General features: G+C 71.3%; 28 protein-coding genes. 7 read left to right on the top strand and 21 right to left on the bottom strand.

Annotated features, from left to right (window positions below):
• Positions 1-43: 43 nt before the first annotated feature.
• The 9 genes from aroQ to SACMADRAFT_RS16470 form a co-directional block, all read right to left on the bottom strand.
• Positions 44-475: a type II 3-dehydroquinate dehydratase gene (gene aroQ, locus SACMADRAFT_RS16430; protein ID WP_009154960.1), complete on the bottom strand. Its 432-nt coding sequence runs from the start codon at positions 473-475 to the stop codon at positions 44-46.
• A complete protein-coding gene (gene aroB, locus SACMADRAFT_RS16435; RefSeq protein ID WP_009154961.1) occupies positions 472-1,578 on the bottom strand; it encodes a 3-dehydroquinate synthase in 1,107 nt (368 codons plus the stop codon). Before aroB ends, aroQ begins: the two co-directional genes overlap by 4 nt.
• An 8-nt stretch (positions 1,579-1,586) precedes the next feature.
• The gene (locus tag SACMADRAFT_RS16440) at positions 1,587-2,036 is read right to left on the bottom strand and encodes a hypothetical protein (RefSeq protein WP_232285416.1); all 450 of its coding nucleotides are present in this window, start codon (positions 2,034-2,036) and stop codon (positions 1,587-1,589) included.
• Positions 2,033-2,650, bottom strand: a complete 618-nt coding sequence (locus tag SACMADRAFT_RS16445) for a shikimate kinase (protein ID WP_083841046.1) — start codon at positions 2,648-2,650, stop codon at positions 2,033-2,035. Before SACMADRAFT_RS16445 ends, SACMADRAFT_RS16440 begins: the two co-directional genes overlap by 4 nt.
• 56 nt (positions 2,651-2,706) lie before the next feature.
• Complete coding sequence (gene aroC, locus SACMADRAFT_RS16450; protein ID WP_009154964.1) at positions 2,707-3,900, bottom strand: chorismate synthase; 1,194 nt, start codon at positions 3,898-3,900, stop codon at positions 2,707-2,709.
• Between the two features lie 34 nt (positions 3,901-3,934).
• Positions 3,935-4,591, bottom strand: a complete 657-nt coding sequence (locus SACMADRAFT_RS16455; protein ID WP_009154965.1) for a prepilin peptidase — start codon at positions 4,589-4,591, stop codon at positions 3,935-3,937.
• Positions 4,592-4,864: 273 nt separating this feature from the next.
• A complete protein-coding gene (locus tag SACMADRAFT_RS16460) occupies positions 4,865-5,524 on the bottom strand; it encodes a zf-HC2 domain-containing protein (protein ID WP_009154966.1) in 660 nt (219 codons plus the stop codon).
• On the bottom strand, positions 5,521-6,033 hold the full coding sequence (locus tag SACMADRAFT_RS16465) for a sigma-70 family RNA polymerase sigma factor (RefSeq protein ID WP_009154967.1): 513 nt from the start codon (positions 6,031-6,033) through the stop codon (positions 5,521-5,523). The genes SACMADRAFT_RS16460 and SACMADRAFT_RS16465 overlap by 4 nt, the downstream gene beginning before the upstream one ends.
• Entirely contained in the window at positions 6,030-6,416 is a 387-nt protein-coding gene (locus SACMADRAFT_RS16470; protein WP_009154968.1) for a hypothetical protein, read from the bottom strand. The genes SACMADRAFT_RS16465 and SACMADRAFT_RS16470 overlap by 4 nt, the downstream gene beginning before the upstream one ends.
• A gap of 166 nt (positions 6,417-6,582) precedes the next feature.
• On the opposite strand from SACMADRAFT_RS16470, the gene SACMADRAFT_RS16475 reads away from it, so the two are divergent.
• Positions 6,583-7,047: a Rieske (2Fe-2S) protein gene (locus SACMADRAFT_RS16475; protein WP_040925727.1), complete on the top strand. Its 465-nt coding sequence runs from the start codon at positions 6,583-6,585 to the stop codon at positions 7,045-7,047.
• Between the two features lie 32 nt (positions 7,048-7,079).
• On the opposite strand, the gene SACMADRAFT_RS16480 is transcribed toward SACMADRAFT_RS16475, so the two are convergent.
• Positions 7,080-7,535 carry a PTS sugar transporter subunit IIA gene (locus SACMADRAFT_RS16480; protein ID WP_009154970.1) on the bottom strand — a complete coding sequence of 152 codons (456 nt, stop codon included), beginning with the start codon at positions 7,533-7,535 and terminating at the stop codon, positions 7,080-7,082.
• Positions 7,532-7,768: a glucose PTS transporter subunit EIIB gene (locus SACMADRAFT_RS16485; RefSeq protein WP_009154971.1), complete on the bottom strand. Its 237-nt coding sequence runs from the start codon at positions 7,766-7,768 to the stop codon at positions 7,532-7,534. The genes SACMADRAFT_RS16480 and SACMADRAFT_RS16485 overlap by 4 nt, the downstream gene beginning before the upstream one ends.
• A 176-nt stretch (positions 7,769-7,944) precedes the next feature.
• Here SACMADRAFT_RS16485 and SACMADRAFT_RS16490 point away from each other — a divergent pair, with 176 nt between their 5' ends.
• The 5 genes from SACMADRAFT_RS16490 (at position 7,945) to SACMADRAFT_RS16510 (ending at position 11,766) form a co-directional block, all read left to right on the top strand.
• Positions 7,945-9,210 (top strand): PTS transporter subunit EIIC, encoded by a 1,266-nt coding sequence (locus SACMADRAFT_RS16490; RefSeq protein WP_009154972.1) that lies wholly within the window; start codon positions 7,945-7,947, stop codon positions 9,208-9,210.
• An 83-nt stretch (positions 9,211-9,293) separates the two neighbouring features.
• On the top strand, positions 9,294-9,581 hold the full coding sequence (locus tag SACMADRAFT_RS16495; protein WP_009154973.1) for a DUF6343 family protein: 288 nt from the start codon (positions 9,294-9,296) through the stop codon (positions 9,579-9,581).
• A 35-nt stretch (positions 9,582-9,616) separates the two neighbouring features.
• Positions 9,617-10,279, top strand: coding sequence for a phosphoribosyltransferase (locus SACMADRAFT_RS16500; protein ID WP_009154974.1), 663 nt, complete (start codon positions 9,617-9,619; stop codon positions 10,277-10,279).
• Positions 10,276-10,941 carry a dienelactone hydrolase family protein gene (locus tag SACMADRAFT_RS16505; RefSeq protein ID WP_009154975.1) on the top strand — a complete coding sequence of 222 codons (666 nt, stop codon included), beginning with the start codon at positions 10,276-10,278 and terminating at the stop codon, positions 10,939-10,941. The genes SACMADRAFT_RS16500 and SACMADRAFT_RS16505 overlap by 4 nt, the downstream gene beginning before the upstream one ends.
• 9 nt (positions 10,942-10,950) lie before the next feature.
• Positions 10,951-11,766: a serine hydrolase domain-containing protein gene (locus SACMADRAFT_RS16510; protein WP_009154976.1), complete on the top strand. Its 816-nt coding sequence runs from the start codon at positions 10,951-10,953 to the stop codon at positions 11,764-11,766.
• Between the two features lie 50 nt (positions 11,767-11,816).
• Here the strand turns inward: SACMADRAFT_RS16510 and SACMADRAFT_RS16515 are convergent, their stop codons facing one another.
• The 10 genes from SACMADRAFT_RS16515 to SACMADRAFT_RS16560 all read right to left on the bottom strand — a co-directional run bounded on the left by SACMADRAFT_RS16515 (position 11,817) and on the right by SACMADRAFT_RS16560 (position 22,858).
• On the bottom strand, positions 11,817-12,761 hold the full coding sequence (locus SACMADRAFT_RS16515) for a D-2-hydroxyacid dehydrogenase family protein (RefSeq protein WP_009154977.1): 945 nt from the start codon (positions 12,759-12,761) through the stop codon (positions 11,817-11,819).
• Positions 12,762-12,770: 9 nt separating this feature from the next.
• Positions 12,771-13,931, bottom strand: coding sequence for an endonuclease/exonuclease/phosphatase family protein (locus SACMADRAFT_RS16520; RefSeq protein ID WP_050998383.1), 1,161 nt, complete (start codon positions 13,929-13,931; stop codon positions 12,771-12,773).
• Between the two features lie 111 nt (positions 13,932-14,042).
• A complete protein-coding gene (locus SACMADRAFT_RS16525) occupies positions 14,043-14,909 on the bottom strand; it encodes a shikimate dehydrogenase (RefSeq protein ID WP_009154979.1) in 867 nt (288 codons plus the stop codon).
• Entirely contained in the window at positions 14,896-16,491 is a 1,596-nt protein-coding gene (gene mltG, locus SACMADRAFT_RS16530; protein ID WP_009154980.1) for an endolytic transglycosylase MltG, read from the bottom strand. The genes SACMADRAFT_RS16525 and mltG overlap by 14 nt, the downstream gene beginning before the upstream one ends.
• Positions 16,488-16,982 carry a Holliday junction resolvase RuvX gene (gene ruvX, locus SACMADRAFT_RS16535; RefSeq protein ID WP_009154981.1) on the bottom strand — a complete coding sequence of 165 codons (495 nt, stop codon included), beginning with the start codon at positions 16,980-16,982 and terminating at the stop codon, positions 16,488-16,490. Before ruvX ends, mltG begins: the two co-directional genes overlap by 4 nt.
• Entirely contained in the window at positions 16,979-19,639 is a 2,661-nt protein-coding gene (gene alaS / locus SACMADRAFT_RS16540; RefSeq protein ID WP_009154982.1) for an alanine--tRNA ligase, read from the bottom strand. The genes ruvX and alaS overlap by 4 nt, the downstream gene beginning before the upstream one ends.
• Positions 19,640-19,740: 101 nt before the next feature.
• Positions 19,741-20,070 (bottom strand): hypothetical protein, encoded by a 330-nt coding sequence (locus tag SACMADRAFT_RS16545; RefSeq protein WP_009154983.1) that lies wholly within the window; start codon positions 20,068-20,070, stop codon positions 19,741-19,743.
• Positions 20,067-20,471: a DUF948 domain-containing protein gene (locus tag SACMADRAFT_RS16550; protein ID WP_009154984.1), complete on the bottom strand. Its 405-nt coding sequence runs from the start codon at positions 20,469-20,471 to the stop codon at positions 20,067-20,069. Before SACMADRAFT_RS16550 ends, SACMADRAFT_RS16545 begins: the two co-directional genes overlap by 4 nt.
• 125 nt (positions 20,472-20,596) lie before the next feature.
• A complete protein-coding gene (locus SACMADRAFT_RS16555; protein ID WP_009154985.1) occupies positions 20,597-21,982 on the bottom strand; it encodes a replication-associated recombination protein A in 1,386 nt (461 codons plus the stop codon).
• Positions 21,983-21,991: 9 nt separating this feature from the next.
• Positions 21,992-22,858 (bottom strand): SGNH/GDSL hydrolase family protein, encoded by an 867-nt coding sequence (locus SACMADRAFT_RS16560; protein WP_232285418.1) that lies wholly within the window; start codon positions 22,856-22,858, stop codon positions 21,992-21,994.
• Between the two features lie 432 nt (positions 22,859-23,290).
• On the opposite strand from SACMADRAFT_RS16560, the gene SACMADRAFT_RS16565 reads away from it, so the two are divergent.
• Entirely contained in the window at positions 23,291-24,691 is a 1,401-nt protein-coding gene (locus SACMADRAFT_RS16565) for an IS30 family transposase (protein ID WP_083840915.1), read from the top strand.
• Positions 24,692-24,699 lie beyond the last annotated feature (8 nt).

Genomic DNA, 24,699 nt, shown 5'->3' on the forward strand with positions numbered 1-24,699 from the left:
GTCTCCCGCCGGGACCGGGCTGTCCGACGCGGTAGGACCGCGCTCAGGCCGCGTTGCCCGCCATCCACAGCAGCGCCAGCCGGTACCCGTCGACACCGAGCCCGGCGATGACGCCGCTCGCGACGTCGGAGAGCACGCTGTGGTGCCGGAACTGCTCTCGCTTGTGGACATTGGTGATGTGCAGTTCGATCAGCGGCGCGCTCAGCTGGGCCGCCGCGTCGCGCACGGCGATGGAGTAGTGGGTCCACGCGCCGGCGTTGAGCACGACGGGGACGCCTTCGTCGGCGGCCTCGTGCAGCCATCCGATCAGCTCACCCTCGTGGTCGGTCTGCCTGACCTCGACGGCGAGGCCCAGTTCCTTGCCGATGTCGGTGCACATGCCCGCCAAGTCGTCGTGGGTGACGGTCCCGTAGACGGCGGGCTCCCGCTTGCCGAGCCTGCCGAGGTTGGGGCCGTTGAGCACGAACACCTTCACAGCAACACTCCCCCGTCCTTGGTTTCTCCGCCCGCGACGGCGGAGTACGCGCCTGCCAGCAGCGCCGGGTCGGGGCCCTCCAGCCTGCCGGGTTTGGCCAGGCCGTCGAGCACCACGAACCGGAGTGTGCCGGACCGGCTCTTCTTGTCGGCGTGCATTCCTTCGATCAACTGGGGCAGCGCGTCGGGCTCGTAGGTTGTCGGCAGCCCGAGTAAGCGCAGCACGGCCGCATGCCGGTCGGCGGTCGCGTCGTCGAGCCTGCCCGCCAGCCTGGCCAGTTCGGCGGCGAACACCATGCCGACGCTGACCGCCGCACCGTGCCGCCAGCGGTAGCGCTCGCGCCGCTCGATGGCGTGCCCGAGGGTGTGACCGTAGTTGAGGATCTCCCGCAGATCGGACTCGCGCAGGTCGGCGGCGACAACGTCGGCCTTCACCGCGATGGAGCGGCGCACCAGCTCACCGAGCACGTCGTCCCCGGTGTCCACCGCCGCCGCCGGGTCGCGCTCGATCAGCTCCAGAATGCCCGGGTCTGCGATGAACCCGGCCTTGACCACCTCGGCCATCCCGGAGATGAGTTCGTTGGGCGGCAGGGTCTCCAACGTGGCCAGGTCGGCCAGCACCGCCACCGGTTCGTGGAACACACCCACGAGGTTCTTGCCCGCGTCGGTGTTGATTCCGGTCTTGCCGCCGACCGCGGCGTCGACCATGCCCAGCAAGGTGGTCGGGACGTTCACCAGCCGCACGCCCCGCATCCAGGTGCCCGCGACGAACCCGGCGAGGTCGGTGACGGCGCCGCCGCCGAGACCGACGACGACACCCCGGCGATCGAGACCGATCCGGCCCAGTACCTCCCAGCAGAACCCGGCCACCGACAGCGCCTTGCCGTCCTCGGCGTCCGGGATCTCGACGCGGTGCGCGTCGAGCCCACTGTCGGCCAGTTCGGTGCGCACCGCCTCGGCCGTGGTGATCAGTGTGGGCGGGTGGATCAGCGCGACCTTGGATGCGTCGCGCACCGTGCCCGCGAGCTCACCCAGCAGGCCGCGCCCCACCACGACGTCGTAGGGCTGGGCCGTGCGAACCGGTATGCGGACTGGATCGGTCATCGGATTCCTCACTGCGGCGGCAGCCGCTTGGCCTCGCTGACCTCACAGCTGACCTCGCCCGGTACCGGGGTGGACCCCGGGATGGTTTCGGTGACGGTCTGCCCCGGCCGCAGCTTGCCCTCCACGAAGTAGGCCTCCGTGGATTCACCGTTGGGGTTGCTGATCGTCACGGTGACGGCGTAGCGGTACAACTCGGCGGTGCTGTTGGTGACCTCGAGGCCTGCCCTGGGCACGTAGCCGGTCTGCTCGCAACTGGTGATCTTGACATCCTGCGCGGCGTCGCCCTCTCCGGGCGCCTCCGCCGCCGAGGTGGCCTGCTCCCCCGTGACCTGCTGCCCGGTGGTCGGGTCCGCCGGTTCGGTTCCGCCGTCACCCGCTTCGGCGCCCGAGCCGCAGGCGCCGAGCAGCCCCGCGATACCGGCCAGCAGCCCGGCGAGCCACACGCGTGAACGCATCATCGCTCCCCTGTGGAGTGTTCTGTTGTGTTATTGGCGTTGTTCTTGTCGTTCTTGTCGTTCTTGTCGTTCCTGTTGCCGCCGGGCGCCGATTCTGGCACACCGCCCTCGCGCAGCCGGTCGACGACCGCCGCGGCGACCTCGTCGGGGCTTCGGTCGTCGGTGTCGATCTCCACCGTGGCGACCTCGCGGTAGACCGGCAGCCGAGCCTCCAGCAAAGCCCTGTAAGTCGCGCGGGGGTTGATTCCGGCGAGCAGCGGGCGTGCCGTCGACATGCCCGTGCGTCGCACGCCCTCGGCCATGCCGACGTTGAGGAACACCACGGTGTGCCCGGCGAGGCGCTTTCTGGTGCGCTCGGAAAGCACTGCCCCGCCACCGAGCGCGTAGACGCCGTCGTCGCGGGCGAGCCCCTCGGCGACGACGTCCTCCTCGATCGCGCGGAAGGCCTCCTCGCCATCGGTGGCGAAGATGTCGGCGATGCGTCGGCCGGTCCTGGCCTCCAGTTCGGCATCGGCGTCGTGGTAGGGCTTGCCCAGTCGGTCCGCCAGCAGCGGGCCCACCGTGCTCTTTCCGGAGCCGGGTGGGCCGACGACGATGATCGGGCCACGAGCGGTCATGCGCCCACGGTAGCCGTCCGCGCCGGTGTGTCCGGCACCGGATGGTCCGCGGCCGGTCAGCGCTGCCACCAGCTTTCCAGCCCCGCAAGGTAGGACTCGGCGTTGTGCCTGCTCTCCCGCAGCGAGTCGCCGCCGAACTTCTCCAGCGCCGCGTCGGCAAGCACCAGTGCCACCACCGACTCCAGCACGACTCCGGCCCTGGGCACCGCACACACATCCGAGCGCTGATGGATCGCCACGGCGGGCTCCCCGGTCGCCACGTCCACTGTGGACAGCGCACGAGGGACGGTCGAGATCGGCTTCATCGCGACCCGCAACCGCAACGGCTCACCGTTGGTGATGCCGCCTTCCAAGCCACCCGCCCGGTTGGAACGGCGGCTGACGCCCTTGGGACCGTCTGCCCTGTCGATCTCGTCGTGAGCCTGACTGCCCCAGCGGCGCGCGGTGGTGAAGCCGTCGCCGACCTCCACGCCCTTCATCGCCTGCACACCCATGAGGGCCCCTGCCAGCCTCGCGTCGAGCCTGCGGTCCCAGTGCACGTGCGAGCCGAGGCCGGGCGGCAGGCCGTAGGCGATCACCTCGATGACTCCGCCGACGGTGTCGCCGGCCTTCCTGACCTCGTCGACCTCCGACACCATGGCCTGCGTCGCCTCCTCACCGAAGGCCCGCACCGGACTGGCGTCGATACCGGGCAGATCCTGCGGGCCCGGAAGCGGGCCTTCCGGCGCCTGTGCCCCGCCGATGGACACCACGTGGCTGACGATCTCGACACCGAGCAGTTGCCGGAGGAACGCCCTGGCAACCGTGCCCAGTGCCGTCCGCGACGCGGTCTCGCGGGCGCTCGCCCGCTCGAGTACCGGCCGTGCCTCGTCGAAGCCGTACTTCTGCATGCCAGGAAGGTCGGCATGGCCGGGGCGCGGCCTCGTCAGCGGCTCGTTGCGGGCCAGGCCCCGCAACTCCGCCTCGTCGACCGGATCGGCGGCCATCACCTGCTGCCACTTGGGCCACTCGGCGTTCTCGATCTGCACCGCGATCGGCCCACCCTGGGTGAGGCCGTGTCGCACACCGCCGACGAACTCGACCCGGTCGGTCTCGAAACCCATCCTCGGACTGCGCCCGAAGCCCAGCCGCCTGCGGGCGAGTTGCTCGCTCAGGTCGGCGGTTGTGATCCGTACCCCCGCCACCATGCCCTCCAGGACGGCGGCCAAGGCCGGGCCATGCGATTCACCAGCGGTTATCCAGCGCAACACCCGACGATCCTGTCACGAGCCCACGCGCACTCGTTCAGCTACCCATGTGCACCTCCGAGCCCGCGCCGGGGAACACCGTGACCAGGCAGGCCGCTGTGAGCAGGCCAGGGCCGTGCGGTACCCCGTCACGCCACCGGCGAACCCGCAGCGCCGCCGCCGTCGCGGCCAGACCCAGTGTGGTCACCGCGGCCGTGCCCGCGGTGACCACAAGGGCCTGCCATCCCGTCGCACCGACAACCGCACCGACGCTGCCCGACAGCTTCACGTCACCCGCTCCCAGCGCGGTCGGTGCTACGGCGTGTACCAGGGCGTGGACGCCGGCGAACAGCACGGCCGCGAGCACCGCCCGCGCGACCAGTGCTCCGCCGGGCCCGGCCACCGCCGCGATGCCCAGCGCCAGCGCCGCGAGGGGGTACGCGGGCACGGTGAGGGCGTCGGGCAGGCGTCGGTGACCGAGATCGGCCACGGCCAGCGGCACGCTCAGCGCTGTGACGACGAGCGGCACGGGCAGCCACCATGCGGGCAGGCCGCCTGCCGTCCAGCGCCAGGCCACCGCGGCCCAGAGCGACGCCGTCCCGGCGGCGCACCAGCGGACCGGCACGGCGGCCGGGCGCGGCGCATGGCACAGCACCCGGCTGGCGGCCCAGCCGATGACGAAGCCGGTGACGGCGAAGATCAGTCCCAAGAACACCGCTTCAGGCTGCCGTGCGGGCGAGTCGGCAGGCAAGCAGCTCGTGGTACGAGAGTTCCGCTCGTGACACTGGCCGAGTTGTTTTCACTCGTGCGGGTTTCGCGGCTCGGGCTCGTCGCTGCCGCGCGAACTCGGGCCGCAGCGGCACGAGATCCGTGCCTGACGGGAACGCAGAACGCATGGGCCGAAGCGGGGAACTCGCGGGCAGGAACGCAGAACTCGCGGGCAGGAACGCAGAACTCGCGGGCAGGAACGGGGGACTCGCGGGTGGGGTCAGCCTGACACGGGTAGGCGCAGCAGCACCGGGCCGTCGGGTAGGCGAACCTCGAGTGCGGTGATCTCCGCACGGTTCAGCGGGGTCCCGATGGTGAGTTCGGCGGTGTCGTCCGGTACCGCGTACCAGCTGGCCAGTCGGGTGGCCGTGCCGTCGGGGCGCACGGCGACGAGTACGTAGTCCCCACCCTTGCTGCCGTCGTAGCTGCACGACATCTCGATCCGGGTACCCCAGTCGGCCTCGGTGAGCCGCACGCTGGCCTGTACCGGGTAGGCACCCAGCGGTGTCATGGCGGTGCCCGCGGGCCCGGAGGGCCCCCCACCCGGCAGCGCGATGAGCAGCAGCGCGACGCAAGCGGCGACAGCGACAGCGACAGCAGCGACGCCACCGACGAGCCTGCGCCTTCGTTGCCCGCGCACCTTCGCCAGCAGACCGGGCAACAGCTCGGGCGGCGGGTGGGACCGCAACGTCGCGGGCGACTCGACCTGTGCCAGCAGACCGGGCAACCCGGCCAACTCGCGGACCGAGCGGGCGCACTCCTCACAGTGCCGTAGGTGTTCCTCGAATTCGGCGCGCTCCCCTGGGGTCAGCGCCCCGAGCACGTAGGCCCCGCCGAACGTGGCGAACGGATCGACGTGGCCGTTGGGGGTCGGATTCACCTCGTCACCCCCTTCTCCTCCAGCACGAGCCGCAGCGCGCGCAGGGCGTAGTGGGTGCGGGACTTGACGGTGCCCTCGGCGACGCCCAGCCGTGCCGCTGCGTCGGCCACCGACAGTCCCTGGAAGAAGCACAGCAGCAGCACTTCGCGGTGCCGCGGGGACAGCTCGCCCAGCGCGTCGGCCACGATCCAGCCCTGCACGGCACGCTCGGTGTCGTCGGGCACGGCGGACTCCGGCGGCACATCGGTGGCGACCTCGGAGCGGGCCGCCGCCGAGCGCCAGCCGTCGATGGCGATGCGCCGCGCCACCGTGAACAGCCACGACCGCGCCGAGCGCTGGGACTGGTCGAGCACCCTGGGGTGCCGCCACGCGCGCAGCAACGTCTCCTGCACGATGTCCTCCGCGCGGACACGGTCGCCGTCGGTCAGGTGCAGCGCGAAGGACCACAGCGCCGCCGCGTGCTCGTCGTGCAGGGCACGCATCAGCCGCGCTTCGGCCGCTTCGTTCACGCCACCTCGCCCCTGATCGGCGCCTGCCGGCCGGAGACGAACAGCAGTGCCAGCCCGAACACGACACAGCCCGCCTCGGCCAGCAGCGCCCACAACTCCTCCTGCGTGGCGAACTGCTCCTGGACCCCGAACAGGCCCACGGTCAACGACAGCGCGTAGGCCAGCAGCGTCGCCGCGCCGAAGCCCACGGCGGTCAGCGCGGGCAGCCAGTGCCGCCACAGCAGCACGGCGGCGGCGATGATCACCCCTGCCACGACGTTGACCAGGAACAACTCTCCGACGACTGCGGTTTCGGACGCCCAGTCCAGCCACACCACGAGGTGAACCCACGCCGAGCCGAGCAGCCCCGCCGCCACCAGTATCCGCAGCACCCAGCCGACCATCGCCACTCCCGACTCGCCGTCGTTGTCATGGTGCCCGCCATCGGCGGGCAGTCTCCGGCATCCGCGTTGCCTTCGCGTTCCCTATCGATAACACGGTGCGCCCGGCCGCGTGGTTCGATCCGGCGAGAAACTGAACCGAACGCGCGTCGCCTTCGTGTGTAGACACATGACTGAGCGATCTCAGCACTCACCCAGCCGACGCACCGTACTGACCACCGGAGCCGCCGTGGCCACCGCCGCCGTCGGCGGGACCGCCCTCGCCGCCTGCGGAGGTGAGCAGTCCGGGCCCACCTCGTCGGGAGGTGGTGAGCAGCAGCCCACCGCAGGGGGGCAACCGGGGCAGAACCTCACCGCGCTCTCCGACGTTCCCGTGGGCGGCGCCACCGCCGTGACCACCCCCGACGGGCAGGACGCGATCGTGTCCCGGCCTTCGGCCAACGAGGTGGCCGCGTTCAGTGCCATTTGCACGCACCGGGGCTGCAAGGTGGACCCGCAGGGAGCCCAGCTGCACTGCCCGTGCCACGGCTCGGTGTTCGACGCGTTCACCGGCGAGGTGCGGCAGGGTCCCGCCGATCAGCCGCTACCCGAGATCGGCGTGCGCATCGACAACGGCCAGGTCGTCACGGCCTGACGCGGGGCCGGCCGTCACGGCCACCAGCGCCGTCACGGCGACCAGACGAACAGCTCCTGCCCGGCGCCGACCGTCGCGCCCTCCGCCGGGATGGTGAGGGTCGCCGCTGTGGCGTCGAGCGCGATCACCGGCACCACGGGTGAGTAGCCCGCCTGCCGCACCTGCGCCGGGTGCCAACCGAGAACAGGCTGACCCGCTCGTACCGACTCGCCGCGCACCACGTGCGCGGTGAAGCCGTCGCCGTGCCGCTCGACGGTGTCGATGCCCAGGTGTACCAGCACGGCCCGGCCGTCGTCGGCCGCCACCACGAACGCGTGCGGGTGCAACGTGGCTATGGTGCCGTCGATCGGTGCCACGGCGTCCGCGGGCCCGTCCTGCGGCCACACCGCCATGCCCGGCCCCACGAGCGCCTGAGCGAACACCGGGTCCGGTACCCGCGCCAGCGTCGCCGTGCGCCCAGCCACCGGGCTGCCGACCCGCAGCTTCACAGCAGGTCCTGGATGTCGGCCGCGATCGTGTCGGCCTCGGGCCCCACGATCACCTGCACGACGCCGCCCATTCGCACGACACCGTGCGCGCCCGTCCGCCTGAGTTCGGCCTCGTCCACCACGGAGCCGTCCCGCAGTTCGCAGCGCAACCTGGTGACGCAGCCCTCGATGTCGACGACGTTGTCCACACCGCCCAGCGCGGCGAGGATCCGCCGCGGCCGCTCGTCCGCCATCGTGCTCTCCTCGTGTCGTGCCGTTGGCCGCCACAAACCCGTAACGGCGGTTGACACCACTTCGGTGTCGGAGCATTCTGCCCCATCGACGAATGGTCTAGACCCCGCAACGTACCAAGGTCGGCAAGCGAAGGCGGGCACGCAGGCACCGCCACAACCGGAACCGGAGGTTCCCGATGGACGCCACCACCGAGGCCACGCCCAAGGGCAGCGGCAGGCGGTTCGCCGGACTGCAACGTTTCGGGCGGAGCCTGATGCTGCCGATCGCGACGCTGCCCGCCGCGGGTCTGCTGTTGCGGCTCGGGCAGGACGACATGCTCGGCCGCTGGTCGGCCACCGAGGACATCGCCAGGGTGCTCGCGGCGGCCGGTGGCGGGCTGTTCGACTGGCTGCCGCTGGTGTTCGCCGTGGGCATCGCGGTCGGCTTCGCACGCAGGGGCGACGGCTCCACCGGGGTGGCCGCCGTCGTGGGATTCGTGGTGTTCAACAAGGTCGTGCAGGTTTTCGCGCCGATAGAGCAGCTGGAGGGTTTCCAGCCGGGCTGGTACCTGCAGCCGGTGAAATGGCCGTACAGCATCCTGTCCGGAGTGGTGGTCGGACTCGTGACGGCCGTGCTGTGGCAGCGGTACCACCGTGTCAAGCTCCCGCCCTACCTCGCCTTCTTCGGCGGGCGGCGGTTCGTGCCGATCCTCAACGCCTTCGTCCTGCTGCTGGTGGGCGTGCTGTTCGGGCTGGCGTTCCCGCCGATCGACGCCGCCATCCGCTCGCTCGGCGAGGCGGTCACCTCCGACGCGGTGGTCGGCGGTGGCATCTACGGCATGCTGAACCGGCTGCTGATCCCGGTGGGACTGCACCAGTTGCTCAACGTCCCGGTGTGGCTCGTCTTCGACGGCGGCGACATCAACAACTTCTTCGCGGGCGACCCCGACGCGGGCGCGTTCATGACCGGGTTCTTCCCGATCTTCATGTTCGCGCTGCCCGCGGCGGCACTGGCCATCTGGCAGACCGCGCGGCCGGGACAGCGCAAGATCGTCGGTGGCATCATGGTCAGTGCCGCGCTGACCTCGTTCCTCACCGGCGTGACCGAGCCGATCGAGTTCTCCTTCATGTTCGTGGCGTGGCCGCTCTACATCATTCACGCGGTGCTGACGGGACTGTCGCTCGCGCTGGCCAACGCGCTCGACATCCACCTCGGCTTCACCTTCTCCGCGGGCGGGATCGACTTCCTGCTCAACGCGGGCGCGCAGGCGGCGAGCAAGGCCTGGCTGCTCATCCCGATCGGGCTCGGCTACGCCGTGCTGTACTACCTGCTGTTCAGGTGGGTCATCACCAGGTGGAACCTGCGCACGCCCGGCCGTGAGGAGGACGACCAGCCCGCCGCGACTGGACCCGCGGACCGTGAGGCAACCACCGGCGAGTCGCCTGGCAAGGCCGACACCTGAGGCGGCCCCGACGCCGACGCGGTAAGGGCGCCAGGCTGTCACCCGAGGGTGTCGCGGGAAGCGCCGGTGGGTACTCCGCGCACATGCAGGCACGACACGACCGGCCTCGCGGCCGCGAGGACTACGAGCGAGGTCTGCCCGACTACCACGACCCCACCGGGGGCTTCGGCGGCGCCGCCCCCGCCTACAGCGCGCTGACGTTACGGATCGTGCTCGCGAGCCTGGCGGTCGTTCTCGGCGTCGCGGGTGCGGTGCTGTTCGCCTGGTTCGGCATTGTCTGGGGCGCTGTCGTGCTCGGGGTCCTCGCCGCGGGCAGCGCCGTCGACCTCGGCTGGGTCGTGCACCGCAAGCGTCGCGGCGAGCCCGGCTGACCACAAGCGACGTCGAACGAGGCGAGCAGGAAGTGATGCGCAGGACGACGAAGGTCGAACGGACGTTCACCAACCGCCGCGAAGCAGGCGTGAGGCTGGCGCGAACACTCGCCGAGCGGCGCTGGGTGCGGCCGGTCGTACTGGGGCTGGCGCGAGGCGGGGTACCCGTCGCCGCCGAGGTGGCACGCCTGCTCGACGCCCCGCTCGGGGTGGTGGTGGCGCGAAAGATCGGCGCGCCCGGCAGGCCGGAGTTCGGCGTCGGCGCGGTGACCGCGCACGGACCCGCCAACTACGACGCGGCAGGCGTTCGCGCGCTGGGCATCTCCGCCGACGAGTTGGACGCGGTCTCCGAACGCGAACGTGCCGAAGCCCAGCGCAGGGCACGGCTGTACCAGCGTGGCAGGCAGCCGCAGCCGGTGGAGGGCCGCGACGTGATCGTCGTGGACGACGGCCTCGCCACCGGTGTCACCGCCACGGCGGCGCTGCGGGCCATTCGCCAGGAAGGCCCCCGGACGCTGGTCCTCGCCGCGCCGGTGTGTGCCGCGCAGGCCGCGGCGGCACTACGGGCGGAGGCCGACGAGGTGGTCTGCGCCTGGCTGCCGGAACGCTTTCATGCCGTCGGCGAGTGGTATTCCGACTTCTCCCAGACCACCGACGACGAGGTGATCCGACTTCTCGACGAGGGGAGCCAGGCATGACGGTGCCCTTCGACGTCACGACCGAGACGGCCGCGCTGGCGGGCGACCTGACCGTGCCGGCCGACGCCCGCGGCGTGGTGGCGTTCGCACACGGCTCCGGCAGCTCCCGGCACAGCCCGCGCAACATCGCGGTCGCCAAAACGTTGCAGGACAACCAGCTGGCCACGCTGCTGTTCGACCTGCTCAGCAGCGACGAGGAGGAGCTCGACCGGCAGACGGCACGGTTGCGTTTCGACATCGACCTGCTGACCGCTCGGCTGGTCACCGCTGTGGATCAGCTGTCGAAGGGCGAGCACACCCGAGGGCTGCCCATCGGGCTGTTCGGCGCCAGCACGGGCGCGGCCGCCGCGCTGGCGGCCGCCGCGCGCAGGCCCGACCTGGTGCAGGCGGTGGTGTCCAGGGGAGGGCGGCCGGACCTGGCCGGTGACGCACTCGAGGACGTGAGGGCGCCGGTGCTGCTCGTCGTCGGCGAGCGCGACCGGCAGGTACTCACGCTCAACGAGCAGGCCGCGCGGCGGTTACGCGCTCCGCACGAGATCCAGGTGGTCTCCGGTGCCACGCACCTGTTCGAGGAACCCGGTGCGCTGCAGCGGGTCGCCGAACTGGCCGGTGACTGGCTGCGCACCTACCTCACCGAACGGCAGGATGCCTCGCCTTCGTAGGGTGGGGGCATGGACAGCGTGCGGTTGATCGAGCAGTGGCCCGTCGACGACGCGGCGGTGGCGGTGGTGGCCGCCGACGGCACGGTGCTGGGCGCACACGGTGACGGCGGCAGGGTGTTCGCGCTCGCGTCGGTGACCAAGCTCCTCACCGCGTACACGGCGCTGATCGCCATCGAGGAGGGCGTGGTCGAGCTCGACACGCCCGCGGGGCCGCCGGGATCGACGGTCCGGCACCTGCTCGCCCACACCTCCGGCCTCGGCTTCGACGACCACCGCGTGCTCGCTCCTGCGGGGCAGCGCAGGATGTACTCCAGCACCGGGTTCGATCAGCTCGCCGACGCGCTCACCGAACACTCCGGTATCGCCTTCGGCGACTACCAGCAGGAGGCGCTGCTCGACCCGCTGCGAATGTCACGGACGCGGCTGGAGGGTTCCCCCGGCTCCGGCGCGTCGTCCACTGTGGATGACCTGGTTGCGTTCGCCGCCGAGTTGCAGTCACCGAAGCTGGTCGCGGCCTCGACGCTGGACGCGGCGACCACGGTGGCGTTTCCCGGCCTGGACGGCGTGCTGCCGGGTTTCGGGCAGCAAAAGCCCAACGACTGGGGTCTCGGTTTCGAGATCCGGGACGGCAAGAGCCCACACTGGACGGGCAGCCGCAGCTCGCCCCGCACGTTCGGCCACTTCGGACAGTCAGGCACGTTCCTGTGGGTCGACCCTGACGCCGGTGCGGCCTGCGTGGCGCTCACCGACCGGCAGTTCGGGGCGTGGGCGGCAAAGGTCTGGCCTGCGTTCACCGACGCGGTGCTCGCCGAGTTGGGACACTGAACTGGGCCACTGAGTCGGGACCACTGAGCCGGGACCGCTGAGGTCGCCTGTCATGCGGTGATGACCCGGATCGGTGAGCCCTGGGCGAAGGCCGCGATGTCGGCGACCGCGTCGCGGTAGAACACCTCGTAGACGTCGCGGGTGACGTAGCCGATGTGTGGGGTCAGCACCGTGTTCGGCAGCGACCGCAGCGGGTGGTCCGCAGGCAGCGGCTCGGTGTCGTAGACGTCCAGTGCCGCGCCGCCGATGTCGCCCTGTCGCAGCGCCTGCACCAGCGCGGACTCGTCCACGATGGGGCCGCGGGAGGTGTTCACCAGCAGCGCCGTCGGCTTCATGAGCGCGAACTCGGCCGCCGTGACCAGCCCCCGGGTGCGTTCGCCCAGCACCAGGTGGATCGACAGCACGTCGGACTCGGCGAACAGCCGCTCCTTCGACACCGCTGTGACGCCGTGCTCGGCGGCACGCTCCGGTGTGAGGTTGTGGCTCCAGGCGATCGTGCGCATGCCGAAGGCCTGCCCGATGCCCGCGACCCGCGACCCGAGCCTGCCCAGCCCGAGCAGGCCGAGCGTGCTGCCGTGCAGGCTGGTGCCGAGGGTGGTCTGCCAGCCGCCCTCCCGCATCGCGCGCTCCTCCTTGGGCAGGTGCCGCACCGCGGCCAGGATCAGCGCCCACGTCAGTTCCGCCGTCGGATGCGGCAGGTAACCGGTGCCACAGACCACGATGCCCCGCCTGGTCGCGGCGGCCACGTCGATCGAGGCGTTGCGATGTCCCGTGGTCACCAGCAGCCGCAGGTCCGGCAGCCCGGCGAGCACTTCGTCCGGGAACGGGGTGCGCTCCCGCATCGCGACAACCACATCGAACCCGGCGAGGCGCCGCACCAGCTCGTCGCGGTCGGCGATGTGGCGGGTGAACACCTCGATGTCGGCGTGCAGCGAGTCCCAGTCGGCCAGGCTCAGCGCGACGTTCTGGTAGTCGTCCAGGATCGCGATCTTCATGCCCTCACGCTAGAGCACGCGCACGTCCACCCACACCAGGTGGTGGTCGGAGGCATCGCCCAACCGGTCCAGCACCGACCCCGGCACCGGCCAGAACACCCCGTCACCTCGCACACCGAGGCCACGGGCGGGCAACACGTAGTCCACCCGCAGGTTGCCGGGCGCGCTGTCACCGAAGTCGGCGGTGTCCAGCCAGGGGCTGCCCTCGTGGTCGGTGTTGGCGCCGCCCTGCTCCCGCGCGGCCACCGCGGCACCGAGGCTGGCGGGGCGCGTGTCGTGCACCCGTGGCGCCCGCAGCAGCTGCCGGATCGCGCCGGGCACGCTGTCGCCGTCGGCGGGATCGGCGTTGTAGTCGCCCGCGACCACGAATCGCTGCCCCGGCGCCAACCCGCCACGCCTGCCCTCGTCGTCGTAGATGTAGTCGCCCTTTCCCGGCGTCACGTAGTCGGCCCAGAACCTGATCTCGTCGTGGTTGCGCGTTCCGTTGCGGTCCTCGGGGCCGTCGAAGGTGGGCGGAGTGGGGTGCGCAGCCAGCAGGTGCACGGTGCGGCCATCGACGCGGATCGGGACGTCCCAGTGGGACTTGGACGAAAGCCGCAGCACCTGCAGGATCCGCGGCGAGTACCAGTCGCCGGGTCGAGGGGTGGCGGGATCGTCGGGCAGCAGCGCACCAGGCAGGTCACTCCAGCGGAACCGCTGGAAGGTGCGCACTCGCGCGCTGTCGATCGGGTAGCGCGACAGCACCACCATCCCGTACTGGCCCTCGAACTGCCCGAACCCGTGCGCGTCGTTGCCACCACCGACGCGCCCGTCGCGGTCGAGGTCGTAGCCGGTGGGCACACCGGTGTTCACCGGCGCGGTGAAGGAGTAGCGGTAGTCGATCGGCCGGGCGCCCTGCTGGCTCACCGACAGGTAGTTGTCGCGAAACGCGTTGACCGCCGCGTCGCCCGGCACGTAGTCGAACTCGTTGAGCAGCAGCACGTCCGGGCGGACCCGCTGGATCACCTCGGCCACCTCACGCGCCTGTGGATCATCCGGGGTGGACAGATCCGCCAGCAGTTCGCCCTGCTGCGCACGGTTCAGCGAGGCGTTGAACGTGGCGAACCGCACGCCGCCGCTGTCGCGCTGCGGCGCCGCCTGCGCCGCGGGAACGCCCACCACCAGCAACACCACCGCCGCCAGTGCGGCGGGCACCTTCGACAACCCGATCACGGGCAGACCGTAGCCGCCGAAGGTGAACGACGGGCGGCTTTCGCGCCAACCGGTGCGGTCACCGCGCTGTCAGTCCAGCGGCAGTGGCAGCACCCTCCCGGTGGCCTCCCGCAGCGCATCCCGCATCGCCTCGCGCGGCGCGCTCAGCCCGGTGAACTGCTCCACCTGCCCGAAGGACTGATGCAGCAGCATGTCGAGGCCGGTGGCGACGCGCCCGCCGCGATCGGTCACCGCGGCGGCCAGCGGGGTCGGCCACGGATGGTAGATCACGTCGAGCACGCATCCCACGGGCGCCAGCCGTGCCGCGTGCTCGGCCACAGCATCCGGCGGTACGGTGCTGACCAGCACCGAGGCGTCCGACGCGCAGCCGCCGAAGTCCGCTTCGGACCAGCGTCGCACCTCGACGCCCAGCCCCGCGCGCTTGGCGGCGGCCACCGTCTCGTGCGCCCTGGCGGGTTCGCGCACCACCAGTCGCACCTGCGCCAGCCCCAGCCGCGCCAATCCCACCACGGCTGCCGCGGCGGTCGCGCCCGCGCCGAGCACAACGGCGACCCGGCCGCCGCCTTCCCGAAAACCGCCCGCCGCTCGCAACGCACCCACCACGCCGTCCACGTCGGTACAGTCGGCCAGCCAGCCCCCGGACTCCAGGTGGACAAGGGTGTTGGCCGCGCCCACCGTCGAGGCACGCGGTGTGGCAGTGGTCGCGAACTCCAGTGCCGCCCGCTTGCCCGGCATGGTCACCGAAAGGCCGGCCCACCGGGCATCGAGGCCGCGCACGAACGCGGGCAACCCCTCGGCGTCGACCTCCAGCCGCTCGTAGCTCCAGCCGTGCAGGCCGAGCGCGCGGTAGGCGGCCTCGTGCAACACCGGCGACAGCGAGTGCGCCACCGGCTTGCCGAGCACCGCCGCCCGGCACCGGGCGTCAGTAGACCCCACGGTTCCTCGCGTCTTCGGCCTTGCGGTCGTGCTCGGCCTGCGTCTTCGAGAAGCAGGAAAGGCCGTTGGTCTCGCACTTCACGAAGTACAGGTAGTCACCCTCGGCCGGTTCCCGTGCCGCCTTGATCGCCTCCGCACTCGGCGCGGAGATCGGTGTCGGCGGCAGCCCGTAGTTGCGGTAGGTGTTGTAGGGCCCCTCGCGCGCACGGTCGTCGCCGGTCGTGCGCACTTCCGGCCGGTCGAGCACGTAGTTCACGGTGGAGTCCAGGCCGAGGTGCATCCGGATGTCCAGCCGGTTGTAGATCACGCTGGCGACCTTGGTGAAGTCGTGCTCCACCCCCTCCCGTTCCACCAGCGAAGCGATGATCAACACCTGGTACGGGCTGTACGGGGTGCTTCCCGCCCCGTCGGGCAGCCCGGCAGCCTGCATCCGGATGGTGGACACCCGCAGCACCTCCGACAGCAAGGTGCGCGCGTCCCAGCCCGGCCGCACGTCGTACACGCCCGGAGCGATGAGTCCCTCCAGCCTGCGCCTCGGGTCGGCCTCGGAGGCGGGACCCGCGGCCCAGGGCGGTACGCCGAGTTCGGCCAGGTCGGTGGTGGCGGCCACCTCGCGCAGCCGCTGCGGCCGCACACACGTGCTCTTGCCGTTCAGTTCCGCGCACGAGGCCTTGGAAAGCAGCGAGAACACCCCCGGCGTCACCGAACCGTCGGGCTGGGTGATGTCGTCGAGTTGCGTGCCCGCGCGAAGCTGAAGCTGTCCCACGCGTGCTTCGTCCTGCACCAGGCGCGCCACCGCGTCGGTGCCGGGCAGCTTCGTCTTCAGCACGTAGTAGCCGGGCTGGATGCCCAGCACCCGCTGGTCGCCCTCACTGGCGGCGACGAAGGCCTCCGCGCTGGCCACCACGTCCAACTCGGCCAGTTTCGTGGCGATCGCCCTGGTCGAGTCGCCTTCCTCGACTTGCAGCAGGACATCGGTCTCGCCGGGGCCGTCGTAGTCCGCGTAGCCGAACCCGAGCAGTTCGCGGGCACCGTAGTAGGCACCGCCCGCCAGCAGCACGAGTACCGTCAACGCCGCCAGCCAACCCAGGAAGCGCCTGCCGTGCCGCGCCTGCCTTCCCGTGTCCGGCTCGTCGTCGCGCGGCAGTTCGCGCTCGTCGTCGGCGCCGCGATCGGGCTCGTCGCCCGCGGCATCGGCGTCGACGAGGTCGTCGTAGGCCTCGTCGAGATCCAATTCGAGAACGTCGGTGGGATTCTCGTCCACGGGCACGCCGTCGTTGGGGGAACGCCTGCGCCGGGGCCGCTGCTCGGCGCGGCGAGCGGGCGGCCGGGGTGCGCGTTCCACCGGCGGCGGACCCGGCGGCTCGGCTCTCTCGTCGGCTCGCCGGGGCGGCCTGGGGGGCGGCGCCGGCTCCGCTTGGCTGCGCCGTCCTCGCCTGCCCGCCGGCCGGCGTGGTGCCGGCTGCTCTCCGGCGGCTCCCCGCTGCGGGGGTTCCTGCGGGTCGCCCCCGTCGGTCGGCGCCGACCGCTGCGGCGGCTGCGCGGCGCGCCTGCGCCCGCGGCCGTCGTGAGGAGAGGTCATCGTCGGGTCTCCCCCCTCGCCAGTGCGGCACTCCTGGCGTCGAGCCAGCCCTGCAGGATCTCCACCGCCGCGGCCTGGTCCACGACCGCGCGCTGCTTGCGGCCCTTGACACCGCGCTGCGACAGCATCCGGCTGGCGCTGACGGTGGTGAGCCGCTCGTCGGCCAGCCTGACCGCGACCGGCGCGACCCGACCCGCCAGACGTTCGGCGTAGTCGGCGGCCGTCGCCGCGGCCGCACCGTGCCGGTCGGCCAGCGTTCTCGGCAGTCCCACGATCACCTCGACCACCTCATTCTCGGTGACAATCCGGGCCAACTCGTCGAGATCGCTGTCGTCGTCCGCATCACGCGACAGGGTAGCGAGCGGTGTCGCGAGGATCGGGGCGGGATCGCTCAGCGCGACACCGACCCGCACCGACCCCACGTCCACGGCCAGCCTGCGACCGGCCCCCGGGTCGTGCTCACCCGGGCGGTCAGGACGGATGTCGCTCACCCTGCCGCTACGGCGCCTCGCAGCGCGCCGATGGCCTGCTCGACGCCCGCGGGGTTGGTGCCACCGCCCTGCGCCATGTCCGCCTTGCCGCCGCCGCGGCCACCGACGGCCTCGGCGAAGGACGGCACCAGCTTGCCTGCGGCCAGGCCCTTGTCCCGAGCCGCCGCCGTGGTCGCGACGACGAAACTGACCTTCTCACCCGACGGCGCGAACAGCGCCACCACACCCGGCCGCGAACCCAGCCGGTTGCGGACCTCTCCGGCGAGCGTGCGAAGGGCACCCGCATCGACGTCGCCGTCGAGCTTCTCGGCCACGACAGCGACCCCGGCGACGTCTCGCGCCCGCTCGGCCAGCGACCCCGCCGACCCCAGCACCTGCTGCGTACGCAGCCGCTCGATCTCCTTCTCGGCGTTGCGCAACCTCGTTAGCACGTCCTCGATCCGGCCGGGCAGCTGCTCGGTCGGGACCTTGAGGGTGCCCGCCAGCTGCGAAACCAGCAGCTGCTCCTTACGCACGTGGCGCAGCGCGTCGGTGCCGACCAGGGCCTCCACCCGGTGCACGCCCGAACCGATCGAGGCGTCGCCGACCAGCTTCACCAGCCCCAGTTCGCCGATCCGACCGACGTGCGTACCACCGCACAGCTCGCGGGAGTAGTCGCCCATGTCGACCACGCGCACCTGGTTGCCGTACTTCTCGCCGAACAACGCGATCGCGCCCAGCTCCAGCGCCTTGTCCTTGGTGGTGGTGTAGGACTGCACCTCGACGTCGGTCTGCAGGTAGTCGTTGACCTCCTCCTCCACCGAGGTCAGCAGGTCGGCCGACACCGAGCCGGGGGTGGTGAAGTCGAACCGCATCCGGCCGGGCGAGTTGAGCGAACCTGCCTGCGCCGCGCGCCTGTCGTACGCGCCGCGCACGGCGGCGTGCACCAGGTGGGTGGCCGAGTGCGAGCGCGCGATGGCGGATCTGCGGGTGGCGTCCACCGACGCGACCAGTTCGGTGTCGATCGCCACCTCGCCGCCGACCACCTCGACCCGGTGCACGAACAGGCCGGGCACCAGCTTCTGCACGTCCAGCACCTTCAGCTCGACACCGTGCCCGACGAGCACGCCGGTGTCGGCGATCTGACCACCGCTCTCGGCGTAGAACGGGGTGCGGTCCAGCACCAGTTCCGCCGTGTGTCCCTCACCGACGACCGCGGCGGGCCGCCCGTCCTCCAGCAGCGCGATCACCCTGGCGGTGGCCTGCAGGTCGGTGTAGCCGAGGAACTCGGTCTCGCCGTGCTGCTCCAGCACCTTTCGGTAGGCGGAGAGGTCGCCCCGGCCGGTCTTGCGGGCGGCCGCGTCCGCCTTGGCGCGCTGCCGCTGCTGCTCCATCAGCGTGCGGAAGCCCTCCTCGTCGACCGAAAGGCCCTGCTCCTCGGCCATCTCCAGGGTCAGGTCGATCGGGAAGCCGTAGGTGTCGTGCAGTTGGAAGGCTTTGTCCCCGGCCAGCATCGTGCCACCGGAGCGGCGGGTCTCCTCTGCTGCCAGGTCGAAGATGCGCGAACCGCTGGTCAGCGTGGAAAGGAAGGTTTCCTCCTCCACGCGCATCACGTCGCTGATCCGGTCGAAGTCGCGAGCGACCTCCGGGTAGGACGGTGCCATGGCGTCGCGCACCACCGCGGCGAACTCCGGCAGCACGGGCTCGTGCACCCCGAGCAACCGCACCGAGCGCACGATGCGGCGCAGCAGCCTGCGCAGCACGTAGCCTCTGGCCTCGTTGCCGGGGGTAACGCCGTCGGCGATGAGCATGGCGCCGGAACGGGCGTGATCGGCGATGACGCGGAAGCGAACGTCGTCGGCGTGGTCGGCCCCGTAGCGGCGCCCTGAGAACTCCTCCGCACGCGCGATCACCGGCCGCACCAGGTCGGTCTCGTACACGTTGGCGACACCCTGCAACAGGTAGGCGACCCGCTCCACGCCCATGCCGGTGTCGATGTTCTTCTTGGGCAGCTCACCGACGACCGGGTGGCCCTTCTTCGGGCTGCCCTCGCCTCGGATGTCCTGCATGAAGACCAGGTTCCAGATCTCGAGGTAGCGGTCCTCGTCCACGACGGGGCCGCCCTCCCTGCCGAACTCGGGACCGCGGTCGTAGTAGATCTCCGAGCACGGCCCGCCGGGGCCGGGCACCCCCATGTCCCAGTAGTTGTCCTCGGCGCCACGGAACTGGATGCGCTCCGACGGCAGGCCCGCGACCTCGCGCCACAGCGCTGCGGTCTCGGCGTCGTGCTCGTAGACGGTGGCCCACAACCGGTCGGGGTCGAACCCGAACCCGCCCTCGTCCTGGGAGCTGGTGATCAGTTCCCAGGCTCGCTCGATGGCGCCCTCCTTGAAGTAGTCGCCGAAGGAGAAGTTGCCCGCCATCTGGAAGAACGTGTTGTGCCGGGTGGTCTTGCCGACCTCGTCGATGTCACCGGTGCGCACGCACTTCTGCACGCTGGTGGCGCGCGGGTAGGGCGGCGGCACCTCGCCGAGGAAGTACGGCTTGAACTGCACCATGCCCGCGTTGACGAACAGCAGCGTCGGGTCGTCCAGGATCAGCGAGGCGCTGGGAACCCTGGTGTGACCGTGCTTTTCGAAGTAGTCGAGAAATCGCTTGTTGATCTCGTGTGTTTCCACTGGCTTTCCTCGGGAATGGGCTCGTCGGCACGCTCACCGGTGCCCGAGCCGGGATCGGGGACGGCTGCGGCGGCGGAGTGCGTACCGGAAGGCTTCCCGGCTCAGCTCTCCGCCCGGCGCGCTCGCCGCGCGCGCGGCTGCGAAGCGGAGTGCCTTCCGCTCCGCTCGACAGCAGCCTGGCGCGTGGTGGCCCGCCTCGCAGGCAGACCACTGCGCTGCTCCACGATGTCGTTCAGCTCGGTCTCCCGCTCGCTCATCCCGGCACGGACGTCCGCACCGAAGGCACCGATGGCGCTCGCGAGCTCACTCACGGCGTCACCTACGTTCGAGGCTAACCCCGCGGGAGTGGCTTGACGAGCCGCCTGACCGGCCTTGCGGGTGAGCGCCACCCCGGTGGCGACGCCGATCCCCAGCCAGAACAGCCTCCTCATCCCCTACCGCCCTTCCGGCGGCGGCGGGAGTGCCTGCCCTCGCCGTCCTTGCCCTTGCGGCGCGCCCGCACGGCCTTGGTGATGCCGTACGACAGCGCGGCCGTCTTGACCAGCGGCCCGCCCAGCGTGGCCGTGAACACCGACGACAGCGCGGAGACGTTGCCTGAGACGGCCTGCGCGTTCGCCGTGATGCCGTCAACTCGCTCCAACTGGGTGTTGACGTGCGTGATCGTGTCATTGGCCCCGTGCAGCAGCGGGTCGGTGTTCTCGTGTGCCTTGCGGATGGCGATCGTGGCCTCGTCGAGCGTGCGGCCGAGCTTGACCAACGCGATCGCCGCGAACAACACCAGCAACACGAAGGCGCCCGCGGCGATCAACGCGGCGATCTGCCCTGCCGACACGTGCCCTCCTAAGGTTCGGTGACGACGCCGATTCGGGCGTCAGGCTACCGCGCGTCGTCGGCCGAGCCCGGAGCGCCCTGCCGGTCGTTGACCACATGGTGTTCACGCACCTCGCGCGACACCCGTCAGGGCTGTCGCGGCTGGTGTGCGCGCACGGTCCGGCGCAGCTTGGGCACCCGCTCGGCCAGTGCTCGTTCCGCTCCACGCTGGGTGGGGTTGTAGTAGTCCGTGCCGAGCAGTTCGTCGGGTGGGTACTGCTGGGCCAGCACACCTTCGGCGGCATCGTGCGGATAGCGGTAGCCGGTGGCGTTGCCGAGCCGGGTGGCGCCCGCGTAGTGGCCGTCGCGCAGGTGCGGCGGCACCGTGCCCACCCGGCCCGCCCGCACGTCGGCGAGGGCGGCGTCGATGGCGGTGATGACGGCGTTCGACTTGGGCGCCGTGGCCAGGTGCACGGTGGCCTGCGCCAACGCCAGCCTGCCCTCCGGCATGCCGATGAACTGCACGGCGTTGGCGGCGGCGACCGCGGACTGCAGCGCGGTGGGGTCAGCCATGCCGATGTCCTCGCTGGCGTGCACGACGAGCCGTCTCGCGATGAACCGCGGGTCCTCGCCCGCTTCGATCATGCGGGCGAGGTAGTGCAGCGCCGCGTCGACGTCGGAGCCCCTGATCGATTTGATGAACGCGCTGGTCACGTCGTAGTGCTGGTCACCGTCGCGGTCGTAGCGCACGGCGGCCTTGTCCACACATGACTCCACGGTGGCCAGTTCGATGGTGCCGTGCTCGGTGGCCGACGCCGCGTCGGCGGCGGCCTCCAGCGCGGTCAGCGCCCTGCGGGCGTCCCCGGCGGCCAGCCGAACCAGGTGGTCCAGTGCCTCGTCGGTGAGCTGGAACCGGCAGGCCAACCCGCGCTGCTCGGTCAGCGCGCGGCCGAGCACGTCGCGGATGTCGTCGTCGGTCAGCGGGCGCAGTTGCAGCACCAGTGAACGCGACAGCAACGGCGACACCACGGAGAACGAGGGGTTCTCCGTGGTCGCGGCCACGAGCAGCACCGTGCGGTCCTCCACCGCGCCCAGCAGCGCGTCCTGCTGCGTCTTGGAGAAGCGGTGTACCTCGTCGATGAACAGCACGGTGTCCTCGCCGTTGTAGCGGCGGCGACGCCTGGCCTCCTCGATCACACCTCGGACTTCCTTCACCCCCGCCGACAGCGCCGACAGTGCGACGAACCGCCTGCCGGTCGCCGTGGAGACCAGGTTGGCAAGGGTGGTCTTGCCGGTGCCGGGAGGGCCGTGCAGCAGCACCGACGCCGGGGCGGCGCCTTCGACGAGTCTGCGCAGCGGCGCGCCGTCGGTGAGCAGGTGCCGCTGCCCGACGACCTCGTCCAGCGTGCGGGGCCGCATCCGCACCGCGAGTGGCGCCCCCGGCGGCGGCTGCTGCGGTCGCGGGGCCAGGTCCGGCTGCTCCGGCGGCGGGGCCACATCGGGGTTCACCGTGAACAGTTCGTCTTGGTGCACACCTCGACGTTAGCCCGGGGCACCGACGGCCGGGGCCGCCCCGTCCGTAGCGGCGCTGTCGCAGGCCCGTCGCGGTGGGTCGCTCGCGGACACCGACAGCCGGGCTCGGCGACCCGCGGACCTGAGCATGATCCCGGCGGCGTGCGGCAGCAGGTCGCGACCCCTCCGCCACAGCCACGGCACACCACGGGTGAGCAGCCAGCCGAGATGGTCGACGGCCGTGGTGGTGGCGCCGCCGGAGCAGGCGAGGCTGACCGGCGACGGGACCGCGAAGCCGGCCGTGCGCAGCCGCTCGGTGAAGGCCCTCGCCAGCAGCCGGTGCCCGAGTTCGGAGGGGTGCAGCCGGTCCACGCTCCACGACGTGAGGTCGTAGGTGCCTGGCAGCGCGTCCAGATCGACACACGGGACGCCCGCGGCCCGCACCGCGGTGTCGACGGCGGTGTTGAGTTCGGTGATCCGGTCACGCAGCGCCCGGCGCAGTGGTGCGGGCAGCCGGAACACGCGGCCGTGATCGTGGAACCGCACGGCAACCGGCACCGTGCCGACAGCGACGAGTTCGGCGAGCACACCGTGCAGGTCGGTGGCGACGGCGTGCGGGTCGAAGTCGGAACGCAACGTGTCGTTCATACCCGCCACCACGAGGGCGACATCGGCACGGTGGGCGCGGGCTGCCGGTAGTTGATCGCGGAGCACGCAACGGACGCGCGCACCGGTGAAGGAGCAGTTCAGGTACCCGTCGGGCGCGATACCGAGCGCGGCGGCGACGAGCGGACCGACACCTCTCCACGTCCCGTCGGCCATCGGGTCGCCGAGGCCGACCGCCGTCGAGTCACCGACCACCACCAGTCGCCGCGCCGGGCGAATGTCGCTTGGCACGTGGATGACGATGGAGCATGTGGGCTCACCGGCGGTGATGCCGGGGTAACGCCGTCAGGACGGTACGACGAACGATCGGTGCCGGCGTGGCCGCACGCCTGCCCCGTCACAGCCCCGTCACAAGCTCCGTCGGCGAGGCGGTCGCATGCTCGCTCCACCGTTCGCCCGATATCGCCCACCCGCACGGCCGCGCAGGCCGGCTCCCGTGGCCTGCCGCCCGGCCAGGGGAGCCGGAGCGCAGAACTCACGGGCCGGAGCGCAGAACTCACGGGCCGGAGCGCAGAACTCGCGGGCCAGAGTGGAGGGACTCGCCGACGAGAGCGCGGGCCGGAACGCAGAACTCGCGAGCCGGAGCGCAGAACTCGCCGACGGGAGCGCAGGACTCGCGAGCCGGAGTGCAGCTTGGGTTCAAGGGGTCGTCGCAACACCGTGATGGGGAGGTGTTGGGTGGGACGATCATCGGTGGTGGTGGGAAGGCCGTTGGTGGGGTCGCCGGGCCGGCCTGGGGTGGGGCGGCGTGAGGATCGGCAGCGGTTCTGGGTCGAGATCGCGCGGGGTGTGTCGACCCGTGAAGCGAGTGTTGTTGCGGGTGTGTCGGTGACGGTGGGGCAGCGGTGGTTCCGTGAGGCTGGCGGGATGCCGTCGATCAGTCAGGCTCGGGTGTCGGGCCGCTATGTGTCGTTCGCTGAGCGGGAGGAGATCGCGCTGCTGCGTGCCCAGGAGTTGGGGGTGCGCCAGATCGCTCGCCGTATCGGGCGGTCCGCGTCGACGGTGTCGCGGGAGTTGCGCCGTAACGCCGCCACCGGCCATCGCCGCCCGGAGTATCGGGCGAGCACGGCTCAATGGCATGCCGACCGGCGTGCCCGCCGCCCGAAGACCGCCAAGCTTGCTGATAACGACGCGTTGCGGGCCTATGTGCAGGATCGGCTGGCGGGGCGGATCACCCACCCGGACGGGTATCGCAGGCCGGGTCCGCTGGTGGGGCGTTGGAACGGGCGGCGTCACGGGCGGCGGGCGGATCGCCGGTGGACATGGGCGTGGAGCCCGGAACAGATCGCCCACCGGCTCGTGCTCGACTACCCGGAGGACGAGACTATGCGGATCTCACACGAAGCGATCTACCAAGCGTTGTACGTCCAGGGCCGTGGCGGGTTGCGCCGTGAGCTGACCGCGTCGCTGCGCACCGGCAGGGCGCTGCGCCAGCCCCGCGAGCGCAGCCGCCGGGGACGCCCGCACGTCACACCCGGAGTGATGATCTCCCAACGCCCCGCCGAGGCCGCCGACCGCGCGGTGCCCGGGCACTGGGAAGGTGACCTCATCCTCGGATCAGACAGCTCCGCGATCGGCACCCTCGTGGAGCGCACCACCCGGTTCACCATGCTGCTGCACCTGCCCCGCATGCCCGGACACCACCAGACACCCCCGGTGAAGAACGGGCCCGCCCTCGCCGGACACGGCGCCGAGGCCGTGCGCAACGCCATCGCCGCCCAGATCACCACGCTACCCACACAACTACGCCGATCACTGACCTGGGACCAAGGAGCGGAGCTGGCCCAACACACCCAACTCCGCATCCAAACCGGAACCGAGATCTACTTCTGCGATCCCCACTCACCCTGGCAACGCGGCACCAACGAAAACACCAACGGCCTGCTACGCCAATACTTCCCCAAAGGCACCGACCTCACCCGCTGGGACCACCACGACCTCGACACCGTCGCCACCGCCCTCAACCAACGACCCCGCAAAACCCTCGGATGGCGCACCCCCGCCGAAGCCCTCAACGACAAACTACAATCCATCCCCACAACCAACGTTGCAACGACCACTTGAATCCACCC

This window comes from Saccharomonospora marina XMU15 (genome assembly GCF_000244955.1).
Taxonomy (GTDB): Bacteria; Actinomycetota; Actinomycetes; order Mycobacteriales; family Pseudonocardiaceae; genus Saccharomonospora_A; species Saccharomonospora_A marina.